Below are 17773 nucleotides of genomic sequence, written 5' to 3'. Positions count from 1 at the left end.
TGCCGCCCAGAGCATGCTCTGGGCGGCAAGATTTGAAGGATGCCCGGGGTTGGTGTTTGCTACACCGCCGGAACGCGAATGAGCTTCTTGTTGGCGAATTCGTTGATGCCCAGATGTGCCAGTTCACGTCCAAAACCGGATCGTTTCACGCCACCAAAGGGCAGGTCGGCGGCACTGCGGCTGGTGCTGTTGATCCAAACCATTCCAGTTTCAAGCCGCTCGGCAAGTATTTTTGCGGACTCGATATTCCTCGTGAAGATGGAACTGGACAAGCCATAGGGGGAATCGTTGGCTAAGTCAATGGCTGCGTCTGTTGACTCCACATGGTAGACCACGGCTGCGGGGCCGAAGATCTCCTCCGAGTAGGCGCGCATGCCTGGAGTAACTCCTGTCAGGACCGTCGCGGGATAGTAGGCGCCGGGTCCTTCGGGCCCCTGCCCGCCAGCCACCGCGGTTGCGCCCTTGGATGTTGCATCGTGGACGATTTCTGCAATTTCATCGGCTGCGGACTTGGATGACAACGGTCCGTAGGCCGTCTTCGGGTCGGTGGGATCGCCCGGGGTGATCTCAGACATGGCCTGCGTGTAGCGGCGCAGGAACTCGTCATATATATCGCCAACAATGATGAATCGTTTGGAGGCTGTGCAGGCCTGGCCCCCGTTGTACATGCGGCCAGACACAGCGCCAGCCACGGCGATGTCCAGATCGGCATCCGGCAGAACAATGAACGGATCGGAGCCACCAAGCTCCAGCACCACCTTTTTCAGGTGGCGACCGGCAACTTCGGCAACGGCAGATCCGGCCTTCTCCGAGCCCGTCAGGGAAACCCCCTGAATGCGCGGATCGGCGATCATGGTGGCGATTTGGCCGGATGTGGCGAAGGCATTGATGTAGACATCCGCCGGGAGCCCCGCCTCCCGGAAAATGGCTTCGATGGCCAAGGCAGACTGCGGACAATTGCTGGAGTGCTTCAAAATGACAGTATTGCCCAGGGCAATGTTGGGGGCGGCAAAACGAGCCACCTGATAATACGGGAAGTTCCACGGCATGATGCCAATGAGCGGGCCGATTGCTTCCGTACGGACCACTGCTGTGCCGGGACCTTTGATATCCAAGGGTTCTTCTCGGAGGAAACGTTCGGCATTATCCGCGTAGTAGTCATAGATCGAGGCGACCAAAGCAACCTCACCCTGGGCTTCCGCCGTCGGCTTTCCAATTTCAAGAGTCAGGAGTGCAGCAAGTTCCGCGGAGCGTTCACGGTGAAGTGTTGCCACACGGCCCAGGATCGCGGCGCGGTCCGTGATCGGGCGTGCCCGCCATTGTTGATACTGCGTGTAGGAGCGCTCGACGATACTCTCCACCTCCGGGTTGGTGAGGGTTGGAAATTCGGCCATGTGCTCGCCGGTCGCCGGATTGATGGTTGCGTACTTGCTCATGATTCAGGATTCCTTCTGCAGACAGGTTCTTCGGTCTCAGCACTCACGATCCCAGCTGAGCGGCCATACAGTCCAATACTAATTGGAGCTGGATTCATGATGATTTTGTACTAATGAGCGCGGCGAAGGCCCTGACGGCGTCTAGGCTGGCTAGCATATCGGAACAGGCTTGAGGCCTCCGCAACTGAACGCACGAACACTGTGGCGGAATTACTACAGAAGGTGGCGCATGGAACTCCGCAGTCTCAAAGGGTTTGTGATGGTTGCTGAGGAGCTGCATTTCGGCAGGGCTGCCGAGCGTCTCCACATGGCCCAACCCCAGCTCAGCCAACAGATCAAGGCTCTGGAAAAGGAACTCCACGTCAAGTTGTTTGAACGAAATACGAGGTCGGTCACCCTCACCGAAGCCGGTGAGGCGTTTCTGGATCCAGCGAGAACAGTGCTCATCGATGCCGAGCTTGCCATGCGGGCAGCCATCATGGGCCGGGCCGGCATTGTTGGCCGGATCAAAGTTGGCTATGCCGGTGCAAGCAGCAGGGAAGCACTGCCCATCTTGGCCCGCGCGGTCCGTGCGGAGCAGCCTGGAATTGAGCTCGTTTTGTTGGGGCAGATCTACGGTGGAGCCGCTGTGCGAAAGGTGGTCAGCGGTGAGCTCGATATTGGTTTTGCGAGGTTTCCCATCACAAATGAAGGCGTATCAACCCATATTTACGAATACGAACGCTTGGTAGTTGCTTTGCCTTCGGATCATCGGTTGGCCAATGAAGCCTCGATCGATCTCCGTGACCTGGCCGAGGATCGCTTCGTGTCGTTTCCGGGCACCCTGGGGTCCACCATCAGGGATGCGACGGTTCATTTGGCACTTCAGGCGGGGTTCGTTCCGAGAATCCTGCAAGAAGCGCCCGATTCCTACACGATCCTTGGCTTGGTTGCCGCTGGTGTGGGCGTAACAATCACGGCATCGTCGGTGCAGCACGTGAATTTTCCGGGCTTGGTTTACAAGGAGATCAGGGGCAAGGTGCCCCACCTTGCTGCTGCGTTGGTGTGGCGGCAAGGTGACAATGCGCGTGATCTGCAGGCGGTTCTGAACATTGTTCGCCGTACGATGCCGCAGCCTCTGGCTGTGCCGGACTACATCATCCACTAAGACGGAATTCTTATAACTGAAATAAGAACTAAGTATTGGACTTGACTAGTTCCCATCTGAGATCGTGGAGTTCCAGAAGGTCCAGTGGCCTACATCACGCTGATGTGATGGGGTTGTCCATGAAAGTATTCAGAACGAGGATTCAATGATGAATAAGTCAGGTTCATTCTTCCAGCCGTCCAGGCGCGCCTTTCTTGGCGCTGGTGTCCTAGCCGCCGCAATGTTGGCCACGGCCGCCTGCGGTGGTCCCGCCAAGGAATCCGGGGGCGTTGGAACAGCCGAGAAACCTGTTGAGCTGAGAATTCTTGCCAACGACGGTTACGCTAAGCAGTGGCAAGAGCAGATGGTTCCGGAATTCAACAAGAAGTTTCCGAACATCAAAGTGACCATTGACGGTGTCCCTTACGGTGACCAGCTGGCCAAGACCATGCTTGAACTGACAGCGGCAGACCCGACCTACGACATCGTCATGGCCGACGATCCGTGGATCCCGCAGATGGCTTCAACCGGTGCACTGCTGGATCTGAAGAAAGATGCGGCCGAATGGACTGACGCCGCTTATGACTGGAACGACTTCAACTCAGCTCCTCTTGCCGCCGGAGAGTGGGAGGGCGTCCAGTACGGCGTCCCGCTGCGCTCCAACATGTTGATGATGTTCTACAACAAGGCCCTCTACAAGGATGCCGGCGTTCCGGAACCGACCCCGGAACTCACCTGGGACGACTACATGTCCCAGGCCCCAAAGCTGGTGCGGGATACCAATGGTGATGGCAAGGATGACACGTGGGCGGTAGGCACCTACTTCACCCGCGATCCGTTGACGCCAACCGTGTGGCAAACCATTTTCAACGCCAATGGCGGCGAGCTCCTTGACGGGGACAACAAGCCAGCCTTCAACAATGCTGTCGGCGTGGCCGCGCTGCAGACGCACGTGGAGATGCTCAAGTACGCTCCTCCCGGAGCCTCAACGTGGCAGTTCACCGAACCATTGGAAGCATTCCGCCAGGGCAAGACCGCCACCATGTTCAACTGGGGGAGCGTCTACAAGGGAACGGCCATTGACCCGAAAACGACAACCTTGACAGCCGACCAGGTGGGCATTCAGGTCATGCCTGCCGGAACCAATAGTTCCGGTGCACACCGGGGTATCTGGAGCGGTGCCATCGCCAGCCGCGGCCAGAATACGGAAGCTGCTTGGAAGCTCGTCGAATGGCTGAGCTCCAGCGAAGGTGAAGTCTGGCAGTCAAACACCCTTGGTGTATTTCCTGCGCGAACCTCCACCCTTGACTCGACTCCGGAACAGGCTTGGCTTAGCCCGGTATTCGATGCACTGAAGATGGCCTACGCGGATGCTGAAACCGGCAAGATGTGGCGCCCCCGTTTGACCAACTCGGACGAGGTACAGCGGATTCTGGCCGATGAGACGGCCGTGGCCATGGCAAATACCAACGATGCTGCCAAGGCGCTAGACGACGCTGCGGCTGAAATTGAGAAAGCCCTGACCAAGTAATGCGCACTTCAAGTCTTCTCCCTAAAAAGCAGGAAGCCAGCGAAATCCCACCGCCTTCACGGCGAACGGTGAAAGGTGGCTATTCCCAGCCATCGCGTGCCAGATTGAAATTCAATGATCTGCTCAGCAAGTGGACCTTCCTTGGGCCAACAACCCTTCTGTTGTTGGCACTGCTGGCATACCCCATCTTCTACACGATCCAGATCAGCTTCTCCGAGCTGAATCTGGCAACGTTCGCACCCAAGGGGTGGGTCGGTTGGGAGAACTACAAGGACGCCATTACTGATCCGGGATTCCTGAATTCCCTCAAGGTCACCGGCATCTACCTGGTCCTGGCTCTTCCTTTGCAGATGGTGCTTGGCTTTGGCATCGCCTATCTGCTCAATGTGGAGTGGAAGTGGCGTGGATTGGTCCGCGCGCTGTTCCTCATTCCCATGGTGGTGGCACCGGTTGTGGCCGGTGGAGTGTGGAAAATGCTCCTCGACCCGCTCTGGGGAATCGTCAACTACATGTTGGGATTCGTAGGAATTGGCCCACTGAACTGGCTGGGCGATCCGAACCTTGCCATGATCAGCATTGTCTTGATCGACACGTGGCGCTGGACCCCCTTCATCGTCCTGATTGCCTCGGCTGCCATGCTGGCGTTGCCGCGTGATGTCTTCGAAGCTGCGGCCGTTGACGGTGCACGCTGGTGGCACACCCTGATTCACGTCAGCCTCCCGTTGCTGGCCAGCGCCATCGGTGCAGTCTTTGTGGTTCGCTGGCTCGGTGCCGTGAAGATGTTCGACATTGCGCTCGCTGCTACCAGGGGTGGGCCGGGCCAATCGACGAATGTTGTCAACCTCTACATCTATGAAGAAGCATTCCGTTCGCTCAAATTCGCCGAATCATCCGCGATGGCGGTGATCGTTCTTGTTCTCACCATGATCATGACGATGATCTTCCTCCGCACAACCAAGAAACTGGAGGACAGGTTTTGAGCGCCTCGACCCTAACAATTCGCAAAAGAAAAGTAGACGCGGGCCGGTGGTTCCGCATCATTGCCGGAGTGGCCATCTGCCTAGGCTTCCTGCTTCCGGTCCTCTGGATGATTTCCACGTCGTTCAAGTTGCCGACCGATATCTTTACAACTCCGCCGAAAATCTTCTCCACGTTCACCATGGACAACTACACCAGCTACATGCAGCAAGCCGACATTGGACGGAGGATGATCAACACGGTCATCGTTGCTGTTGGGGCTGGTGTGCTGTCCCTGACTTTGGGGACCATGGCCGGCTACGCACTATCACGCCTGAACATCAGGGGAGGGGCAACCATTGGCGTGCTGATTCTGGCATCGCGTGGAGTTCCGCCCATCGCCTTGGCTGTGCCGATGTTCCTCGTGGCACGAAACCTGGGCATCACGGATATGCACATCACGCTTATTCTCGCGTACTGCACGTTCCTGATTCCCTATGTCATGTGGCTGATGCGGTCCTTCTTCGCGGCCCTGCCCAAGGAGTTGGAGGAATCGGCCATGCTCGACGGCGCGTCAAGACTCACGACGTTCTTCCGGATCATTGTTCCGATCTCCATGCCCGGGATTGTCTCGACGTTGATCTTTAGCATCATCCTTGCGTGGGAAGAGCTGCTCTTTGCGCTCATCCTGACCAACCGAAATGCGGCAACGATTCCGGTAGCTATCGCCGGTATGGCGGCCGACACGGAAAATGGTGCCATGTGGGGGGCATTGACTGCCGTGGGCACGCTCACCGTGATCCCCGTGGTTATCTTTGCCCTGATGGTTCAAAAGCACCTCATCAACGGCCTGGCCGAGGGTGCAACCAAGGGCTGACCCCGCCCACCCGGAATGCTTCACCGTTTGATCACCCGGCCACATGGCCATAAGAGGAGAACTCGTATCCATGGAACGTGAAATTACCAGCCAGGTTCAGATGTGCCTGCCCAATGGTCGCCTGAATCCAGAAGCCGTTGGTTGGAGCCGGACACCCATGCATCGGGCGAACCTGCGGGGTTGGGGACGTAACAAGCGCTTTGAATATTGGTGCATTTCAACACCTAGCCACGTGGTGGCACTGAACGTTTCTGACACCGATTACAAGGTGACCAACGCCGGGTTCTTCTTGGACAAGAAGACGCTGAAGGCCATACCTCTGGCGGAAATTCAGTGGCTCAAGAACGGCACCAAGGCGCTCACGGGGATGGAGAACGAACCCATCATCGGCAAGGGTAAAGAGATCCAGATCAGCATGACTCCCTACGCTGGCGGCGTGAAGTTGCGCATGGATTCAGAGCGGTTGAAGGTCAACCTGGATGTGGTGGTTCCCCCGAATCACCAGTCCATGGGCGTGTTGGTGCCCTGGAGCGACAAGGTCTTTCAATACACGCGTAAGGACAACTGCCTGCCCGTGTCCGGGACGACAATCGCCGACGGCGTTGAATACCGGGTTGACGCCGAGGATTCCTATGCCACCTTGGATCATGGGCGGGGCCGTTGGCCCTACTCGATCGTCTGGAATTGGGCCTCCGGAAGCGGCCGGACCAACGGGCGTGAGATCGGCCTGCAATTTGGTGGCAAGTGGACCGAAGGGACGCCGTCCACCGAAAATTCGCTCCGCATCGATGGTGAAATTCAAAAAATCAGCGAAGAATTGACGTGGACCTACGACGTCAATGACTGGATGAAGCCGTGGCGCATCACCGGTAGCCGGGTGGACCTGACGTTCACACCTATCTACGACAGGTACTCGAATTTCAATAAAGTGATTGTGCTGAGCGAGGAGCACCAATGCTTTGGTTACTTCGATGGCGAGATCACCTCGGAATCAGGCGAGAAAATCAGTGTTAGCTCCGTCTTTGGGTGGGCAGAGGAAGTGAAACGCAAGTGGTAACGGGGCTAGTTATCACCTAAGCCAGCCGCGGCGCAGCGGGGGAGTTGTGCCCAACGCAAGCGGACGACGGCGGGAGGTTCCGGCGTCGTCCGCTTTGTTCCCAGAGAAACCTGACCATCACCTTGAAAGGCCCCAAGATGTCTGATTCCAGCGACCTTATTGATTTCGATTCCCTCCTGACCGTGGCAGAGCGCACGCTGCGTGATTCCGTGCGGTCATTTGTTGACAGCGAGATCAAGCCAAACATCGCCGGCTGGTATGAGAAGGCCGTTTTCCCGCTGGAGATCGTCCCAGAATTGGCCAAACTGGGCCTGCTCGGCATGCATCTGGACGGCTATGGATGCGCCGGCCGATCCGCAGTCGAGTATGGCCTCGCGGGTGCAGAGTTAGAAGCAGGGGATTCTGGGCTGCGGACGTTTGTCTCTGTACAGGGGTCACTTGCCATGAGTGCCATCCATAAGCACGGTTCGGAAGAGCAGAAGCATGAGTGGCTGCCGGCCATGGCCAAGGGTGAGGCCATCGGGTGCTTTGGATTGACCGAAGCCACCGCCGGTTCCGACCCAGGCAACATGACTACTTTTGCCCGACGCGACGGTGGCGATTGGGTGCTCAACGGTAGCAAACGCTGGATTGGGCTCGCTTCCGTGGCCCAAATTGCCATCATCTGGGCCCAAACTGAGGAGGGCGTGCGTGGTTTTGTTGTACCCACCGCAACGCCGGGTTTTACGGCCACGCCCATAGAACCGAAACTGTCCATGCGCGCCTCCATCCAGTGCGATGTGGAGCTTAGCGATGTTCGGTTGCCAGCATCGGCAGTGTTGCCCAACGTTGTGGGACTCAAAGGTCCTTTCGCCTGCCTGAACGAGGCCCGCTACGGGATCACCTGGGGTGCCATGGGTGCGGCTCGAGACGCTTTCGAAGCCGCCCTTGCCTACTCCGGCACTCGAATGCAGTTCGGCAAACCACTGGCCGGATATCAGCTCACGCAGCAGAAACTCGTGGACATGGCCTTGGAAATCAACAAAGGCTTCCTGCTGGCCCTCCATCTGGGACGCAAGAAGGATGCCGGCACCTTGCATCCTGACCAAATTTCAGTAGGGAAGTTGAACAATTGCCGTGAGGCCATCGACATTTGCCGTGAAGCCCGGAGCATTCTCGGCGGCAACGGGATCACACTGGACTACTCACCCATGCGCCATGCGAACAACCTGGAGTCCGTGCGCACCTATGAGGGCACTGATGAGGTGCACACCCTCATTCTCGGTCGCAAAATCACCGGAATCCCGGCCTTCCGGTGAAACAACAAGGTGACGACGGGCCGGATCGTTTGGTTGAGGGGTGGGGATGGTTCAGCCGGTCCCCGCCGGGGTTGAGATGACCAACTAAGTCGGTATGGCCGCTCTAGGAGACCCTCTTGGGTGACAACCACCATCACATGGTCTGCCAGCGTGTCGAACATGAGAAGTTTTGCCTGCAAGGTTACAGAGACAACGTTTTGGGGCGTTTTTGCTCCCACGGTCAGGCGGCCCTCGCCACTGCACAAGTGGCCTGAATTCTCACTGCAGCGCACTCAAGCTTCAAGAACTACACAGCAGCCCTGCACGCTGCTGCTCCAACCACCCACATGGCGCCATGACGCGCGCCCGCACCCGACCAACAGGGGTATTCATGAACAGCTTTTTGAACCAACCAGACCGAGCCCGGTTCCTCAATGACGACGAGGCAGGCGGTCAGGGATCTCCCGCGGCCCACCAGCAGGCCCTCGGCGGATCATACGTGACCACCGACTCACCCCGCACCGGCCTCCCCGAAGGCTACGTGACCACCGCTGCACCCCGGATGAGCCCCCCTGGAGGCTACGTGACCACTAGTGCGCCCCGCACCGGCCACCCCGGCAGCTATGTGACCAGCATCCGGCGCACCCAACTAGGGTGTTGACTATGAGGTCGAACGTTAACACCTCCACCTTTATCTAGCCTGGGCAAACCTCCGAGTTGTTAACGCTGACTTTTGGCAGGTCAAAATGGCTTCTCAGCCTAAAGCGGGAGTTTGCGGTTCGAATTCCACCTTGGGCACGTTTGACCCCCTGCTAACAGGGGGTTTTCGTGTTTAAGTGCTCCCGCTGACCCAGAAGTTCCTGGATCGGAACGGTCAATCCTTCGGAAATGCCCAGTACGCTTTGGAATCGTCCAAACGGCACGTCCCCACTAGGGCAGATCGCCGCTTGAGTTCTCGGCATACAGAAAAAGGCAAGAGCACCAAGACCATCCGCAACAACCACGACCTCGTCTTTTCCTCGATGGAACGAGCCGTGTTGTTGAAGAACAGGGCGGATTATATTCCTCACTCATGGCGAGTATGCGCTTCCACTTCTCACATCCGTAGTACAGCTCGGTAGACGCTCGCGGACATGGCCACAAAGGCCAGAACTCCCGGTGGCCAAGCCCCTAGACACAAGCCTTGGTTGTACTAGCGCTTGCCACCGCCACTGCGCCGTGCTGTCCACGCCAAGTAGCCGCCCAATACCGTGACTGCGCCAGCACCGCCAGCAACCAGCGTGTTTTGCCACGCCTTGAGCCGTCCCTGATCGGCTGCTGTAAGCTCCCCAATTCCTCGAACAAATGCTGCGATGATCACCCCTGCAACAAGACGATTTCCGATGCGTTCGGCGCGGGTAACCAGAGGCACCAATTCCTCTGAGCGCAGGTGAACCTCGACGCCGTCGTCCAGTAGATCAAGTAGCTTTCGCAGCTTTTCGGGCAGATTGGCGCCCAGGTCTGCTACATCCAAACCCATTTGGGAGAGATTGTGAAACAGAGTGCGTGGAGTGGCCCTGGCCAAGGCCAATCTTCTGGCATAGGGCTTAACCACCGTGCCGAGGTTGAAGCTCGGATTGAGCCGTGCTCCCAGTCCTTCTGTCATGAAGATCATTTTGGTCAGCATGGCTATCTCACTGGGCAGCTGAAGATGGTGATTGCGCGGAAGAGCCAGCAGCTGGGTGACCAGAGGCGAGATTTCGATTTGGCCCAACGGGCGTCCCTGATAGAGCCGCATGAAGCGCAGAATATCTTGCCGCAACCGGCCACGATCGGCGGTGGGTCGGTTGATCGAGAGTTCCAGCAGTGCCCTGGCGATGCGGTCGGGGTCGTCAACGCTAAATGCCAGCAACAGTTTCCCCAAGTGACCCTGGAGCTCATTGTCGATTTCTCCCACCATGCCGAAATCGATCAAGGCTATTCGTGAAGCTGATTCAACAAAGAGATTTCCTGGGTGGGGGTCGGCATGAAAGAAGCCGTCCTCAAAGATCATCTTGACAGCAGCTTTAGCTGCCAGATCTGCCAGCCGGGTTCGCTCGAGGTCAGACATGGCAAGAACTTCGTCGTCGTCGATCTTCAGACCATAGATTCTTTCGATGGTCAACACACGGGAGGTGGTGGTGGACCAGAAGATTCTGGGAATGTGGATGCTGGGGTCGTTAGCAAAGTTTCTTGCAAATCGTTCCGCGTTGCGCCCCTCTTGCAGGTAGTCGAGTTCGGCCCGAAGTGTCCCTGAGAACTCGGCGGCAATGGCCTCAAGGTTGTAGTCCGCCACTGCCGTCCAGTTCCGGCTGGCCTGATGGGCCAGGTTTTGAAGGATCTCCAGGTCTTCCTGAACTTGGGCAACCACGCCAGGCCGCCTGACCTTCACAACAACGGCGGTGCCATCATGCAACGTTGCTGCATGGGCCTGACCAATCGAGGCACTGGCCAGTGGAGTAGTGCTAAATGTTTTGAAGAGTTCTTTGGCAGTTCCACCCAACTCCTGCTCGATGAGTGAGGTGATGATCTCCGCAGGAACTTCCGGCGCCCCACTTTGAAGTTTGGACAGTGCGCCAAGGTAGTCCGGTGGGAGGATATCGGGCCTTGTGGAAAGCACCTGCCCGAGTTTGATGAAGGTTGGTCCCAGTTCCTCCAGTGCGCGCCTGAGCCGTTCGGGGTTGGAGAGATCATCAGGTAGCCACGGTCCTGAGCCCAGGTGTATCCGGCCAAGGCCCAACTTTGCCAGCAGGGAACCGAAACCATGCCGCGCCAAGATTTCCGCTACCTCGGCGTACCGCTCAAAATGGTTGCCCATGGATGCCCCCATCAGTGGTGGTCCGCCTTGACCGGCTCATCAGGGCCCTGATCCAGGCGGAAAGGCGGGTACTCATCCCGCAGCAGGAGGGCATAGCTGGCGACGCGGTAGATCCACCGGTTGATGCCCATGATGAGATCAAAGAGTGGTCGTTGGTATCGCCCTGTGAACAAGAGTCCGACGGCGGCAATGAGCACCAGAATGCCGAGCAGGGAGAACCCGACCCTATGGCCGTAGTCCGATTGCCAATCACCGCTCTGGCCCCACATGGACCACGCAGCACTGGTGAATATGGCTACGACCAGCAGGTGGGGGAGCACCAAGAGCCACCACTTGACCAGCACTAGTCCACGGGAGAGTTGACGGGGATAGTCAACCTCGAAATCGGCGGGATACTCGGTGGCGGCAAGGGTGAATGGTGGGTACTTGTCGGTGGCTAACGCCGAGTAGGCGTAGAACGTCACCCGCCAGCTCCATCTCAGGACTCCGACGTTGAAGTTGAAGAGAGCGCGGGGGTAGCGGCCGGTGAACAGGATGGCGAAGCCGGCAAAGATTGTGGTGATGACCACGGCGCACCACAGGAAAAACAAGACGATCATGTGCGGCAAAGCCAGAAGCCATTTGACTAGCCACAACCCCCGAGACAGCTGCGGGTCAAGTTGCCCGGTGAGTCTCGCCGGATATCCTTTCGCGTAGGCATGCTCGCTCGGGGACACGCCGTCGCCCGTGACCGGATTGTCAGGCACTGGCTGCCGGGATGACGGGTGCCGTCTGCCCAGGCCCACGGCACCCAAGGCGATCAAGCCAGCCCCGATGATCAAGGCTGCCACCCCGCCAGTCAACAACGCCGGTGTGATTGCTCCAAACAACTCGGAGTGGAACCCGGCCGCCATGTTGACGGTGACACCCGGGCTGGCATCGGCGTTCATGATCACCATGACCCAATCACCACTGCGCAGGTCCATGGTGACTTGCTGTGTACCGGTCCCGGATGCTTGCACTGCCCAAAAACTTTGCTCCCCGGGCAGCTCCGGTGCGGCTTGGCCGGGAACATCGCTGTAGCTCACCCGGAACGGCCGAGTTTCGACGCCGGTAATGACTGTTGTGTGCACACCGTTGAGATAGCTCTCCACTTCCGCCTTGGGGCCAATGCCAATGAATACCTGGCCCCCGGGCGCAGCGGACTCGGCACTCAGCCGGATGCTGCCAAGGTCAAAGGGAATCGACTCGACGCCAAGCTGGGCCGGGGGAGAGGAGAGCGCATAGGAGGTGGTGGCGAATTCACGCGCCTCGGAAGTGAAGTAGCCCTCTGATCCCTGCTGTGAACTCACCACCGCCGAGGCCACGCCACCGATGACCCCGCCGGCACCAAACAATGCCAGCAACGTGCCAAGCACCAGCGCCACCACAAACCCAGCCGCTCCACCTTGAGTGTTGCCTGAAGGTCGCTTCGAGCCGTCAACCACTGAATTGCTCGTCATGCCATCGCACCTCTTTCGTCAACTACCACTGTGTGGCTCACGCTGCGGCATCACTAGAGGCTAAGGTCACTGCTGGCTGGGAAAGGTTAAGGGAGCCATCAATGGTGCATGTCGCCGTTGTGCAAAGGTGCCGCTGCGGGTTTCCCGTTGGTGAGGACGTACTGGGCCATCATGCCTTGATCTTCATGCCAGAGCATATGGCAGTGGTACATGTAAGGGGTCGTTGGGTCAGCGTAGGCGCTGAACGGGACGGTCAGCTCGGCGGTGCTCCCCGGGGCAATGAAGATGGTGTCCTTCCACCCTCGATTCCGGGGCGCGGGGCTTTCACCATTCTCTGTGTTGACGATGAACTGAGTTCCGTGGATATGGAAATTATGGGCGCGCCTCGAGGTGTTCTCGATCAACCAAGTCTCGGTTGAGCCGGCCGCGATCACCGTATCAATGCGGACCATGTCCATGGACTTTCCGTTGATCGTCGTATCACCGAGCATAAAATGACGGTCGACGGCGGCTGCGCGCGTAGGGTGTGCTGCGGCCGGCAGCCTCGCCGGCAACTCGCTTGTGGTGACGTCGTTCGCTCTGGTGATGCGCAGAATTCCAAAGGTGTCCTCGGCTCCAGAAGTGACATTGTCCCCACGGCTCATGCCAAGATCGTGTGGAACGGAGCGAAGCACCAGGTCGGCGTCTGGGGGCACCGTTATGACTACTTCGGCACGTTCGGCGGGGGAGAGCAGCAACTGACTCAGCGGCACCGGCGCCGGAAGAAGGCCGCCATCGGTGCCCACGAGATGAAACACGTCCCGTGTCGAGAGCTCAAGGTTGTAGCAGCGCGCTGCCGAGGCGTTGAGGATACGTAAGCGCACCAAACTGGTGGATGCCACAAAGTGCGGTTCGTACGTGCCGTTGACGATCACCGTGTTACCTATCCGCCCGATGGGCGTAGTGGTGGGTGTCCCCGGACGTTGGCCTCCGGACTGGACCGTGACGTCCTGAATGATCAGGGGGACATCGTCCACGCCGTATTCCGCGGGCAGGCCAGGGGGTGCCTCGTCGTCGATAAGAAAGAGCCCTGCCATGCCTCGGCTGACCTGCAACTCGGTCTGCCCGTGTGGATGAGGGTGATACCAGAGGGTCGCTGCGGGTTGCTCGATCTGCCAGGCGGCTGTCCACGTTGCAGTTGGGCTGATGCTTTGATGTGCGGTGCCGTCCTGGCTGGCGGGCAGCACCATGCCATGCCAATGTGCGGTGGTCGGAACTGTCAGCTCGTTGGTGACGTGGATGCGTACCTTTTCCCCGTGAGCAGCACGCAAGGTGGGGCCCAGGTGGGCGCCGTTGAACCCCATCGTCGCGGATGAGACGCCGGGTACGAGCTCGGTTGCTCCCGCCTGCGCGTTCAAGCGGAACACCCGTTCGCCGTCGATCATCTCCGAGTCCAACAGCGGCGGAACACGCAGGGGAGTGGCAAATGAAAGCCCTGGGCTGTCCGGTTGCCGCTCCCTAATCCAATAACCAATCCCACCAGCGGCGCCGAGCGCGCCTATGCCCAGCAGGAACGTTCGTCGTTTGATCTGGATCGGCGGCGGGCCCTCTGCCGACGGCTCATGGGTATTGCTGGCGGCGGTGCTCATGCGCGGGCGCTCGCCGTTCGGCCGATGTGGGATCGGGCGTGGGCGATAGTGGGCTCCAGTTCGTCGAAGAGATGGTTGGGGTGGCGGAGCGAGTCGACGGCGCCGAGTCGCTCGAGGACTGGCAGATGTTCAGCCCTGATTCCCTTGATGAGAACCGTGACCCCGCGCCGCTCAAGGGCGGTCACGAGTTCGGTGAGGGTGTGAGCGCCGGTGGCATCGATGAGTTGGAGTTGGGAAAGGCGCAAAATAACCACCTCGATACCTTCGTGAGCGTTGATGCGCTCGAGGATTCGCTCGGCGGCTCCGAAGAACAAGGAGCCATCGATCCGGAACAGTGCAATCCGTTCGTCGCCGGTAGTAGGGGTACCGTCCAATTCCTCCCGGTGAACACCGCTGGCGGCGCTGAGGGCGCGCAGCGCGAAGAACGCGGCCACTGCGATGCCGATACCGACGGCGACGATGAGATCAAAACTCACCGTAATGATCGCCGTGATGACAAATACCATCGCGTCTGATCGGGTCGATCGCAGCACCTGTTTAATGATTGAGGGGGAGATCATCCTGGCTGCCGTGACCATGAGGACCCCTGAGAGTGCGGCCAACGGGATCACTGCGACCACGTTTGCTGCCACGTACACGACGGCGAGGAGAGCTAGCGAGTGCACGATCGCAGACGCCCGGGTTCGCCCACCGGAGCGGACATTGACGGCCGTTCGGGCAATGGCGCCAGTGGCGGGCATCCCGCCAAAGAACCCCGACGCGATCGAGGCGAGACCTTGCCCTACGAGTTCACGATCAGCGTTGTAGGGGCCCGTGTCCGTCATTGACGCAGCGACCCTGGCCGAGAGCAGCGATTCGATAGCGGCCAAGGCTGCCACGGCGAATGCAGGACCCAGCAGGGCGAGCAGACTTCCCGAGGTGATCGCCGGGAGTGCCGGCAACGGCAGCGAATGGGGCAGTTCCCCGATGGTGTCTAGCCGCCCGCCGAACAGGGAGGCGAGAAGGGTTACGGCCACGATCGCGATGAAAGATGCCGGGAGGCGGCCGCTTACACGGCTCAACAGCAGCATGATGACTGCGATAGCCGCTACGGTGGCCAAGGGGAAAAGCGCTGTTGGCCAGTCCGCGTCCAGAGCAGACTCGACAGCGGCAACCACAGCGTTGGTGCTGTGTCCGGCACCGCTCACACCGACAGCTGCGGGAACCTGTTGAAGGAAGATTATTGCCCCAATACCGACCGTGAACCCCTCAATGACCGGCCAGGGAATGTAGCTCACGGTGCGTCCCAGGCGCAGTACGCCGGCGAGCAGGACGATAATACCTGCAAGGACACTGATAACCATCACAGAGGCGACGCCGTGGCTGACCACAATGGGCGCGAGCACCACCACCATCGCTCCTGTAGGCCCCGACACTTGGACATTCGAACCGCCGAACACTGCAGCGACCAGCCCGGCCACGATTGCCGTGATCAAACCGGCAGCGGCACCTGCCCCGGAGCTCACACCGAATGCCAAAGCCAAAGGAAGCGCTACGATGCCCACTGTGACGCCAGCAACCAGGTCACCGCGCCAACTCCGACCAAGCTCGCGATAGTCCTGACGGTTTGGCAGCAACGATCGCAACGACCTCGATGGGGACGTCATCGAACAGAAGAAATCGCCGGCAACGCCAAGGCGGAACTCTGGTGACGCTGCGAATCTTGCAGCAATTCTGAAAGCAATGCACGGGCAACCTGCAGTAAGTCTGCTACTTGAGGGAACGCCAGACGGTAGTAGACAACGCTAGCTCGCCGTTCGGACACCACCAGCCCGTAGCGGCGTAGCACCGAGAGATGTTGGGAGAGATGCGAGGCCTCAAGGCCAGTGGCACTAATCATGTCTGAGACAGGTGCCTCGCTAACGCCGGCAAGGATTTCCAAGACCCGAATTCGGTAGGGGTGGGCGAGCCCCTTGAAGAGGTTTGCCTTGATCTCGTACAGGGGTCTTTCGTCATTCTCGAATGCCATAGCTCTGCTCCTGGGTGTCACTGCAAGGGAACGAAATAGTGACTTTATAAAGTCATCATATCAGAATTAGTGGCACCCAATCACTATTTGGCGCGCCCATGGATCTGCCACACACACAAGAGTCACTGTCCGTATGCATGCGCAAGGTCCTTCATCCCAGCTACTTCCCCTTGTTTGTGCGGGTTTGGATCCGGCTCGAATCCCACCTTGGGCACGCTTGACCCCCTGTTTGCAGGGGCATTCGGCCATGAACGCACAAGTCCCGAAGCGTTCGAGCAATCGTACATTGCTCGTAACTTCAGCCCGTTTCCCGATGCAGCCGCCAACAAAACGGCGGCATTCAGTGGCCTATAACGACCAATGCGACTGATCGTGGGCGAGAGTGCCAGCAGGACCGGCCGGATGCTGACAGTATCCATGGCGGTGCCTGGTTAAGAGACGATCTTCCTGGGGATCCACGCCCCACCGTCGCAAACCTCGCCGCATGGCTGATCGCCACGAGCGCAGAAGCGTCCGCTGGAACGCCGTCGTTCTCGGTTACTTCAGGTGTGGGTATGACGTTGTCCTTCGGACTGGCCGAGCGGACACTCACAGCATTTGAACCAGCCCTGCCTCTGAAGACCTGAGCGCCTGTTTTAGGCTGCGCTAGTTTAGTCAGCGCTAGGGTGCTCGATGTCCAGCCGCACGTGCTGGGCGGCGAAGCGAGTGACGAGGTGCTGCAGTGGAGTGCCGTCGGGCAGGCCGTCGAGTGCCTCGGTGACAAGCACGATCGCGCCGGGCCGTAAAGAAAGTAGTTCTGCCTCGGATGCCGTTGCGTGCCGGGCGCCAACGACGGTAGAGGTTCGCACATAGTCCTCTATGCCGCAGGCACGCAGCGCCGCCGTGACCGATCCGGTGCGCCGTAGTGCTGTCGCGATGTCCGGTAGCCGCTCGACGTCGAACCAGTGCGTACCCACCGCGATGTGTAGCCCGCCCGTCGAGCGAGTGGTCTCGACGCGGATTGCCTTTCGGTGGGGGAGCCCGAGCCGACGCGCAATATCCTCCGGGGCCTCCTCGATGGTGCTGCTCAACACGCGGCTGCTCGCCGAGGCGCTGCCATCATCGCCGAGGCTTCTTGTTAGTCGAGTACGTAAGCCGATCTGGTGCAAGCGTGCAGGTTCGCTGGTCACGAAAGTACCACTGCCCCGCTGAGACTCGACTAATCCGTCCTCGACCAGGGCTGCGATGGCTTGCCGTGCGGTGTGTCGATTGACGCTGTACCGCTCGGCCAGCATGTTCTCAGTGGGCAGGTGATCTCCCGCTCGCAACCGATTTTCGGCGATTTCGCCGCGCAACTCCTCCGTGATTAGGCGCCACGCTGAATATCCGCTGTTTGATCGCGAGCCTAACTCAAATTCTGTCACTGTGCCGTCTCCCTGCTCGGTTTACCCAAAGTTCATCCAGTGCTTTCCTTCCTGTTCCCCAGAAAGTCCACTTCCCTAGATTCTACGTGCATAAAATTGAAGTTGTCTAGATAAATAGATAACTTCGAGAAGGGTCAGCCATGAAGGACATTGCAT

General features: G+C 58.9%; 14 protein-coding genes. 7 read left to right on the top strand and 7 right to left on the bottom strand.

The genetic code is table 11. The features are described 5' to 3' along the window. Positions 1 to 59 precede the first annotated feature (59 nt). On the bottom strand, positions 60 to 1436 hold the full coding sequence (locus tag CVS27_RS11490) for an NAD-dependent succinate-semialdehyde dehydrogenase (RefSeq protein ID WP_103465894.1): 1377 nt from the start codon (positions 1434 to 1436) through the stop codon (positions 60 to 62). Between the two features lie 229 nt (positions 1437 to 1665). Here CVS27_RS11490 and CVS27_RS11485 point away from each other — a divergent pair, with 229 nt between their 5' ends. The 7 genes from CVS27_RS11485 (at position 1666) to CVS27_RS11455 (ending at position 8922) form a co-directional block, all read left to right on the top strand. Continuing rightward, on the top strand, positions 1666 to 2583 hold the full coding sequence (locus CVS27_RS11485; protein ID WP_103465893.1) for a LysR family transcriptional regulator: 918 nt from the start codon (positions 1666 to 1668) through the stop codon (positions 2581 to 2583). Between the two features lie 148 nt (positions 2584 to 2731). Beyond that, positions 2732 to 4093: an ABC transporter substrate-binding protein gene (locus CVS27_RS11480; RefSeq protein WP_207767513.1), complete on the top strand. Its 1362-nt coding sequence runs from the start codon at positions 2732 to 2734 to the stop codon at positions 4091 to 4093. 104 nt (positions 4094 to 4197) lie between these two features. After that, positions 4198 to 5073, top strand: coding sequence for a carbohydrate ABC transporter permease (locus tag CVS27_RS11475; RefSeq protein WP_207767512.1), 876 nt, complete (start codon positions 4198 to 4200; stop codon positions 5071 to 5073). Next, a complete protein-coding gene (locus CVS27_RS11470; RefSeq protein WP_207767511.1) occupies positions 5070 to 5927 on the top strand; it encodes a carbohydrate ABC transporter permease in 858 nt (285 codons plus the stop codon). The genes CVS27_RS11475 and CVS27_RS11470 overlap by 4 nt, the downstream gene beginning before the upstream one ends. Positions 5928 to 5997: 70 nt before the next feature. Further along, a complete protein-coding gene (locus tag CVS27_RS11465; protein ID WP_165788193.1) occupies positions 5998 to 6984 on the top strand; it encodes a DUF2804 domain-containing protein in 987 nt (328 codons plus the stop codon). Positions 6985 to 7121: 137 nt separating this feature from the next. After that, on the top strand, positions 7122 to 8282 hold the full coding sequence (locus tag CVS27_RS11460) for an acyl-CoA dehydrogenase family protein (RefSeq protein WP_103465890.1): 1161 nt from the start codon (positions 7122 to 7124) through the stop codon (positions 8280 to 8282). A 370-nt stretch (positions 8283 to 8652) separates the two neighbouring features. Next, positions 8653 to 8922: a hypothetical protein gene (locus CVS27_RS11455; RefSeq protein ID WP_103465889.1), complete on the top strand. Its 270-nt coding sequence runs from the start codon at positions 8653 to 8655 to the stop codon at positions 8920 to 8922. Positions 8923 to 9453: 531 nt separating this feature from the next. Here the strand turns inward: CVS27_RS11455 and CVS27_RS11450 are convergent. The 6 genes from CVS27_RS11450 to phnF all read right to left on the bottom strand — a co-directional run bounded on the left by CVS27_RS11450 (position 9454) and on the right by phnF (position 17617). Next, on the bottom strand, positions 9454 to 11097 hold the full coding sequence (locus tag CVS27_RS11450; protein WP_243400150.1) for an ABC1 kinase family protein: 1644 nt from the start codon (positions 11095 to 11097) through the stop codon (positions 9454 to 9456). Positions 11098 to 11108: 11 nt separating this feature from the next. Next, positions 11109 to 12578, bottom strand: coding sequence for a DUF4389 domain-containing protein (locus tag CVS27_RS11445; RefSeq protein ID WP_103465887.1), 1470 nt, complete (start codon positions 12576 to 12578; stop codon positions 11109 to 11111). 98 nt (positions 12579 to 12676) lie between these two features. Beyond that, positions 12677 to 14206 carry a multicopper oxidase family protein gene (locus CVS27_RS11440; protein WP_103465886.1) on the bottom strand — a complete coding sequence of 510 codons (1530 nt, stop codon included), beginning with the start codon at positions 14204 to 14206 and terminating at the stop codon, positions 12677 to 12679. Next, entirely contained in the window at positions 14203 to 15852 is a 1650-nt protein-coding gene (locus CVS27_RS11435) for a SulP family inorganic anion transporter (RefSeq protein ID WP_103465885.1), read from the bottom strand. The genes CVS27_RS11440 and CVS27_RS11435 overlap by 4 nt, the downstream gene beginning before the upstream one ends. Next, entirely contained in the window at positions 15849 to 16214 is a 366-nt protein-coding gene (locus CVS27_RS11430) for an ArsR/SmtB family transcription factor (RefSeq protein ID WP_103465884.1), read from the bottom strand. Before CVS27_RS11430 ends, CVS27_RS11435 begins: the two co-directional genes overlap by 4 nt. A 650-nt stretch (positions 16215 to 16864) precedes the next feature. Next, complete coding sequence (phnF, locus tag CVS27_RS11425; protein WP_103465883.1) at positions 16865 to 17617, bottom strand: phosphonate metabolism transcriptional regulator PhnF; 753 nt, start codon at positions 17615 to 17617, stop codon at positions 16865 to 16867. Between the last annotated feature and the right edge of the window lie 156 nt (positions 17618 to 17773).

The sequence above is a fragment of the Arthrobacter glacialis genome (genome assembly GCF_002909445.1).
In the GTDB taxonomy this organism is placed as follows: Bacteria; Actinomycetota; Actinomycetes; order Actinomycetales; family Micrococcaceae; genus Specibacter; species Specibacter glacialis.
This window is presented reverse-complemented; position numbering and strand designations above follow the sequence as displayed.